This window comes from Moorena sp. SIO3I8, from assembly GCF_010692325.1.
Classification (GTDB): domain Bacteria; phylum Cyanobacteriota; class Cyanobacteriia; order Cyanobacteriales; family Coleofasciculaceae; genus Moorena.
This window is the reverse complement of sequence record NZ_JAAHHW010000197.1, coordinates 1-7,285: the sequence shown is the minus strand read 5'-3', so window position 1 is coordinate 7,285 and position 7,285 is coordinate 1. Positions and strand designations below refer to the sequence as shown.

General features: G+C 43.9%; 8 protein-coding genes. 5 read left to right on the top strand and 3 right to left on the bottom strand.

Features of this window, described 5'->3' with window-relative positions; all coding sequences use genetic code 11:
• Positions 1 to 112: 112 nt before the first annotated feature.
• The 3 genes from F6K51_RS34480 to F6K51_RS34470 are packed head-to-tail and all read left to right on the top strand — an operon-like array spanning position 113 to position 1,792.
• On the top strand, positions 113 to 451 hold the full coding sequence (locus tag F6K51_RS34480) for a hypothetical protein (protein WP_293029836.1): 339 nt from the start codon (positions 113 to 115) through the stop codon (positions 449 to 451).
• Entirely contained in the window at positions 432 to 1,661 is a 1,230-nt protein-coding gene (locus tag F6K51_RS34475; RefSeq protein WP_293029833.1) for a hypothetical protein, read from the top strand. Before F6K51_RS34480 ends, F6K51_RS34475 begins: the two co-directional genes overlap by 20 nt.
• Before the next feature lie 8 nt (positions 1,662 to 1,669).
• The gene (locus tag F6K51_RS34470) at positions 1,670 to 1,792 is read left to right on the top strand and encodes a hypothetical protein (protein WP_293029830.1); all 123 of its coding nucleotides are present in this window, start codon (positions 1,670 to 1,672) and stop codon (positions 1,790 to 1,792) included.
• Positions 1,793 to 2,003: 211 nt separating this feature from the next.
• Here F6K51_RS34470 and F6K51_RS34465 read toward each other — a convergent pair whose 3' ends face one another.
• The 3 genes from F6K51_RS34465 to F6K51_RS34455 all read right to left on the bottom strand — a co-directional run bounded on the left by F6K51_RS34465 (position 2,004) and on the right by F6K51_RS34455 (position 4,515).
• Positions 2,004 to 2,348 carry a protealysin inhibitor emfourin gene (locus F6K51_RS34465; protein ID WP_293029827.1) on the bottom strand — a complete coding sequence of 115 codons (345 nt, stop codon included), beginning with the start codon at positions 2,346 to 2,348 and terminating at the stop codon, positions 2,004 to 2,006.
• A gap of 142 nt (positions 2,349 to 2,490) precedes the next feature.
• On the bottom strand, positions 2,491 to 3,684 hold the full coding sequence (locus tag F6K51_RS34460; protein ID WP_293029824.1) for a M4 family metallopeptidase: 1,194 nt from the start codon (positions 3,682 to 3,684) through the stop codon (positions 2,491 to 2,493).
• 327 nt (positions 3,685 to 4,011) lie between these two features.
• Positions 4,012 to 4,515: a hypothetical protein gene (locus F6K51_RS34455; protein ID WP_293029821.1), complete on the bottom strand. Its 504-nt coding sequence runs from the start codon at positions 4,513 to 4,515 to the stop codon at positions 4,012 to 4,014.
• Between the two features lie 541 nt (positions 4,516 to 5,056).
• Here F6K51_RS34455 and F6K51_RS34450 point away from each other — a divergent pair.
• The gene (locus tag F6K51_RS34450) at positions 5,057 to 5,809 is read left to right on the top strand and encodes a hypothetical protein (protein WP_293029818.1); all 753 of its coding nucleotides are present in this window, start codon (positions 5,057 to 5,059) and stop codon (positions 5,807 to 5,809) included.
• 348 nt (positions 5,810 to 6,157) lie between these two features.
• Positions 6,158 to 7,018 (top strand): DUF1350 family protein, encoded by an 861-nt coding sequence (locus F6K51_RS34445; RefSeq protein ID WP_293029815.1) that lies wholly within the window; start codon positions 6,158 to 6,160, stop codon positions 7,016 to 7,018.
• Positions 7,019 to 7,285 lie beyond the last annotated feature (267 nt).

Genomic DNA, 7,285 nt, shown 5'->3' with positions numbered 1-7,285 from the left:
TTTAAGTGGGAAACCCGACCCATCACCAGCGATGGCTTCCCGAAAACAGGACGAGCAGAAGAGGTATCGGCTGGAGTTTACAGTAAGGTCTTTTGACTATGCTTGTTGAGTTTTGTCAGTCAACCAGGGGATCCAAGACTATGTGAAGCGAGTTACCACAGATATTAACTTTAATCAAGCCACTGAAGATAGCATGACAGGGGGCACTATCCATCCGGTTCGATTAAATAATCTCAATCAAGTAGGTCCCCTGGAATCGTTGGCTGCAGACAGACCTGACGATAATGTGATTGTCATGGTAAAAAATCCAATTGTGACTGAGTCAGAAACAAGGACGTCTTTGACTATTGCCGAAGAGCCAGTGCAAATTACTGGTCGCTTCTATGGCTTGGTTACTATTATTAAACGGGAGGCTCTTGACAGCGATCGCTTTGAAGTGTCTCCCGCTTAATAAAGACTCAAAACAATTTGATGGACCTCAAGAAATTATTCGTATTCCTCAAGTGGTGGCTGACCGGGATGGCATCCCTAGATCTACCAATTCCCAGATTGAAGACTCTCCTCTAAATAGCGCTGGTTGGTATATTTATGGTGCTCAGGATCCTGACGGCATTTTTGTTACCCAAGGGATTGAACCTAGGGCTTTGATGATGCTAGAGCCAGATCAAGTAATTTTGGGAGTTGAGGAAGGGGTAACTTACATTAAGGAAAAAAATTGGGAAAATACCGAACAGCAAAAAGGTACTGGCAACACAGTTCTGCTGGATCCTTTAGCTGAAGAAGCAGAGGCGGCGATATCCCGTTGGCAAGAAGGAGACCGGGGAATTGTCATCCATCTTTTTGGGGGAATTGGTGGTAATAAAAAAGATGAACGTGCCCTTTTTAATATGGTAAGCGGTCACTTTGCCTATGGTATTGCTCATGTAGTGCGTGACCCATTAAGCGATGAATTACGCTTTGATATAGAGTACGATCAAGTTTATGCTAGTAACCCCGATGGCATTGTTTCAGGGTCAATCAAATGGCCGAACTATATGGGAAATTTGCAGCGGGGTTGGTTAGGCAATCGACCTGTTTCTGATGTGATTGTTAAATTGGATGCAGTCACCCAAGACTACGAGTTTGGTGATATTAAACTATCACCCTTGGACGAATTGAAGCATCAGTTACAAGTAATGATGGCTCGCTACCGCACGGGGGATGGTGACGGTGCAGCATTGGTTTCACCAGCAGAATCCTGTGTGCAAGACTCCAATCAAGCGCTTTATGTAGCAATCCAACAGATAGAAGATGAAGTGAATGCCAATCCTGAAATTCAAGAGTGGTTGAAAAGTCATCCAGATCATCCCCAAACTCAACGATTTCAACAATTATCCGAGTTGGGACAAGCACTAGAAAAACAGCTGACTCCCCTAGGAATTGTTCGTAGTGACTGGAAGGAAAATGCTGAAACCTTGGTGGGAGTTGCTACCAGTGACAATCCCATTATCCCGATCATTAGAGGACTTACTAGCTGGCGCACTATACTACCACGACGTGGTCATGACGAAATCGCTAATCTTTTGTTAAACCATGGCGCTAAACTTTGGGTTATCCGCACTAATCAAGTGGGAGGATTCGATCCCGATATTATCCCCTATGCTCCGACTACGTTATTTTAGAATGAAGAATGAAGAATGAAGAATGTAGAATGAAGAATGAAGAATGGAAAATGGAGAATGAAGAATGGAGAATGAAGAATGAAGAATGGAGAATGAAGAATGAAGAATGGAGAATGGATAATGGAGAATGAAGAATGAAGAATGAAGAATGGATAATGAATAATGGAGAATGGAGAATGGATAATGAATAATGGAGAATGGAGAATTCTAAATTCTTAATTCTTAATTCTTAATTCTTAATTCTAACTTAATTCTTAATTCTAACTTAATTCTAAATTCTAAATTCTAAATTCTAAATTCTAAATTCTAAATTCTTAATTCTAAATTCTTAATTCTTAATTCTTAATTCGACCTTGACCGTGCCATAGTGGTCAAGCGTCTTAGCAAAGGTTGCAGCATCTCAGGAACTGCTGTATCACCAATTTCCACAGTTTTTTTCCGTCCAGCGACTTCCACTGTCAGTTTGTAGCTAAACTGATCGGCACCTGGTGTTGATGACATCAGCTGTGCTGGTAGCTCAAAAAAACTAGTAGTATTCAGCAGACCTTGCAACTGATCAGCTTCTTCTGGCGATAGGGATTCAGTATCAACCTCAGTTGCCATATTCATCCCCATAAAACCGCCACTACGCTCAAAGTATATTTTCATAACACCCCCATAGTCTTTACTTCTTAGATCTTGCACCATAGTGACAGGACTTACGCACAGAATCCATGGGTAGGGTGGGCAAAACCTTGCCCACCCTACAGGTAGCTTGGTGCATCGCTAACAGCCACTGCCCACCCTACAAGCTGCTGCAAGATTTAAGTTACAACAGAATTACTTATCCTTAAGGAGAGGGGGTGAAGAAAGACCTGATAAAGTCTGGCGCACCTGCGGAGCATCCTGGGGGTTCAGGGGGTTGAGGGGTCGGAGGCTGTTCAATAATCTCAACACCTATCTCTTCCCAACCTTTACGGACAGCTTTTTGTTCCAGGCTGCCAACACCAAATCGGTCTCCTGCCACCTTGAATGTCTCTCTGGCAGCATCCTTAAATTCTGAGGTGGTACCCAGCTTATCCCTCAAAGTAAGATACCAGATCCAACCGGCCTTATCCCAAGCGTATCCACCAATGTCCAGAGCAGCAATGTAGAAGGCTCGGTTGGGGATACCAGAATTGATATGAACCCCACCATTATCTTGAGACCCGGTATAGATGTCTCTCATATGAGCTGGTTGAGGGTCTTTACCTAGCCTGGGGTCGTTATAAGCACTCCCTGGTTCTTTCATGGAGCGAATGCCTATACCATTGACATTCTCACTAAACAGACCAGCTCCAATCACCCAATCCGATTCACTAGCAGTTTGGTTCAGTGTCCGTTGCTTAACTAGGATGCCGAACACATCAGCGAAGTGTTCGTTGAGAGCACCTGGTTGATCCCGATAGACCAGTCCCGCTTCATATTGGACCACCCCATGGGTCAGCTCATGGCCAATAATATCGATGGCGATAGTAAAGCGATTGAAGAGTCTCTCCTCTTCTGGCAAATCTTCATCCCCATCCCCATAGGTCATCTGTCGGCCATTCCAGAAGGCGTTGTCAAAACCGCTCCCATAATGAACGGTTGAGCTCAAAACCATCCCGCGATCATCAATAGAGTTCCGCTCGTATATGTCACTATATAAATCAAAGGTGGCTCCAGAACCATCGTAGGCTTCATCCACTGCTGTGTCACCTGTGGCTGGGTCTCCTTCCCCCCGGACTTTACGGCCAGGTAAACGAGTTTGGTAGTCTGCATGGTAGATCACCCGTTCTTTAGCTGCTCCTGCTTCTCGGGCACTGGGTCGTGTGGAGAAGTCAGCTAATTCCTGGCGCACCCCACGGAACTGACCAGATTCCACTAGGGCGCTCAATGCCCGTTCTCGCTGTATAGGGCTTCCCTGTTCTGAAAGTTCCCGCAGCATATACGCCGGAAGTATACAGTGCAGAGGGTTGCGGTGGTTATGGTGGTTATGGTGGTGATGGTTTATCTTGGTAGGCATAGTATTATTTAAGTCTTTTTGCTATTACTATGATCGCCCTTGCTAGCGCAGGTTTTTTTGCCAAGTTTTTTTGCCCGAAGCAACATCTTGGAAGCTTTGCCAGCCACTCTCAATGATAGCGAAGGAAACTCAAAACAGTTTGTGATTTAGGGCATTTCCTATTGCTAGGATGATTGAGTCTGTTCTATCTTGCTTTAATTCCAGTCTCTTCACCCTCTTTCACAGTTTCATAAATCATCCATCCAAATCAGCAACGCCCTTATCTGTCGTGTCTCGATTGAAAAAATCGATACCCAAATTAGCATTATAGGTTAGATTTCCGAGCTTTTAAGTCTTTGATACAACAATTGTTACAATATAGTCGGATTGTATTATTTTTTCCTGATTAGTAATTGGCAATGGTTCAACATTTTTTAATGTCATGGAATAGCCATCAAAATTTCTAACAGCTAAATTTTCTTGGGCTGCTCTGAGGGTTAACTCAACCTCCTCTGGTTGTGAGTTCTCCTTGACAACCTCGAAGGCAATGGTGACTTGTCCTGGTTGCACACAGACTACATCAGCTGGGCATCTGGAATCCTCCACTATATCCAGAACCTTAACTTGCATCGTTTTCGATTCCATTAATGCCATCTGATCGATCTGGAGTTGAATCTCTTGATTTAAATCCGCCTTAACCAAATTTTCTGTTGGTTGAATCTCTTGATTTAAATCGGCCTTACTCACATTTTCTGTTGGTTGAGTACAACCGAGCATCGGTTGAATCAGACTACAAATAATAATAATTTTTATGAACCCTGAGACTAAAGCTAATCCTTTCGATTTTGTCATGATTGACCACCCCAAGTCTGTTTAAATCTAACCTTTTCGCCCCTACTAATTGTACCTTACTAATTTTATAGGATTTTCTCTTAATTGACACAATAAGAGACAGAAAAATCCTCAAGCTCCTAACCGTGACTGTAATCGGATGGTAACCATTCAGCCCAAGGCTGATCAGCTATAAGCTAGTTATTATCAGGGTAACATAACTGATAGCTTCCAAACCGGGTCACGAAAAAGTGCCCTATTTGAAAAACCGATTAGGGCTGACTCTGTTTATTGATCCAGCATTACCTAATTTTAGCTAAGACGTGAATGCTGAGGTCGGATTTGACTACAATATCTTGCGATTTATTAATTAACGTAAATTTATCAATCCAGGAACTTGCAACAATGAATTGAAATCAATTAACTGGTAACTAAGGGTAATTGCTATTCGACGATCAATACTCTTACCCATAAGCCGGTCTTGCATAGCTTGGTCACGTTTTTGAGAGCCATAGCACTTATCAAGACCAAGCTTAGATATTGTTTCAGTTTATGGAACATCATGACTAAAAGTTTGTTAAAAATTTATCCCCTTGGCCATCTCAGTCTTGCTTTGGTGGAATGGGTATTACTGGCATGGGCGATTCGCTTGTGGCGTCGCTCAACTAGTCTGGCCATGATTGTGCTGCCAATTGTGCTAGCAAGCATTAGCTATGACAATCTAGTTCTGGCCATGGGGAGCCTGATTGGTGAAGGAGATCTCCTGAAATCACTGAGTATGGTGCGCTTCCTATTACACTTCTTAGTGGTGCCGCTGTTCATTGTAATTGCTGTTGAGCTAGCTCACCGCGCTGGAGCAGTTTGGGCTAATACAATTGTACGAGTGTTATCCTGGGTGCTTGCCCTAGGACTGGGTGGGTTTGAAGTGGCGACCCAGTTTGTTGGCCTAGAATTGGTTCCAGTCACCTTTGCTGGCACCTTGCGCTACACAGTAGCGGAAGTGAGTGCTCCACCAATTGTAACAATTTTGGTCAATTTGTTCGTGCTGCTGATTGGTATCGGCATCTGGGTAAGGCTGAAATGGCCATGGCTATTTGTAGGAACCTTGGTTGCCCTAATTGGCAATGCTGTACCAATCTCTAGAGTTGGCACCCTCGTCGGTAGTGCCTCTGAATTCGTCATGGCTCTGAGTTTGCTGTTAACTGAGCGGCGGACGCAGTTTGTCCGTGCCCAACTCGGCTCAGGTGAAAAGACAACGAAGGTTGAAGGTTGGGTTGAAGGTTGTTCGCGTAGCGTGGCCAAAGGCCAAGGTTGAAGGTTGGGTTGAAGGTTGTTCGCGTAGCGTGGCCAAAGGCCAAGGTTGAAGGTTGGGTTGAAGGTTGGGTTGAAGGTTGAATGTTGAAGGTTGAATGTTGAATGTTGAAGGGTTAATAACCTGAAAGCTGAAAGCTGTAATCTCTAAGCTCTAACCTTAAACCTCTAACCTGTAACCTGTAACCTTCAACCTGTAACCTTCAACCTGTAACCTGTAACCTTCAACCTCTAACCTTCAACCTGTAACCTTCAACCTCTAACCTGCAACCTTCAACCTAGATGGTATTACCGACAAGCGATCGCATTATAAAATCCCTTTCGATTAGTTATCCTCAAAGAGGTTACTGCCATGAATGCCGAATTTAAATTTAGACCAATTCCCTTTGCTTGGGTTGCTATCCATCCTGAGCCGGTAGGTGTTGTTCAATTGATTGGTGGTGCGTTTTTCGGAAGTTTTCCGACAATTTTTTACCGGTATATCGCCAAGCGATTATTTGAATCAGGTTATACCGTTGTTGCCAGACCGTTTAGATTTACCTTCCGCCATTGGCCTGTAGCCATTGGTTTGGTCAAAGAACAAAAACCCCTATTCAATGGAATTTTAGAAGAAGCAAAAAAATTGGGCTATGATTACAGTATCTATGAAGAGGACTCCTCTGCCAGAGCGAAGAATTATTTTTGGTTAGGTCACAGCTTAGGAACAAAATACATCGCACTCTTGGAACTTTTAAGTGATTTGGAGTTCAAAAAAATTCAGGAAATTCTGGGAGATTGTGTGGGTAAAGATCAAGAGGAGCAGATTCATAATAGCCTCAGAGATGCTGATCTAAAAGATATTTCTTTGATCAATCAACCCTCTGTATTAATGGCTCCTGTTATTAGTGGTACCAGTAGTGCGGTTCCTGTTCCATTCATAGCTGATTTAGTAGACAGACTTGGTTTCGGGGTGGTACCCACACCCGAACAAACCTATTGCTTGATCAAAAATAGCAGTTTATTTAATCTTACTGCTTTAATTAGCTTCAGTAAGGATAAGATTGCTGAAGAAGCTGGAACGGTGCGTTGGCTACAGGAGAATTTAGGCAATAAACTCCTCACTGATAAGAAACTTCCTGGTAAGCATCTAACTCCCCTCGGTTGGCTCCGGGGAAATGATCAACTTGCGGATACCGTGATTCAAGTTATCCAAGAACTAACCAAGCAAGTCTAAGGGAGCAGGGAACAGGGAACAGGGAACAGGGGGAAGAGTGTGGGAAGTGTGGGAAGTGCGGGGAGATGGGGAGATGGGGAGATGAGGAGATGAGGAAGGGGTCAACCTACAACCTCTAACCTCTAACCTCTAACCTCTAACCTCCAACCTGCAACCTCCAACCTCCAACCTTGGCCTTTGGCCACGCTACGCGAACAACCTCCAACCTCCAACCTCCAACCTCCAACCTCCAACCTCCAACCTCCAACCTGCAACCTCCAACCTCCA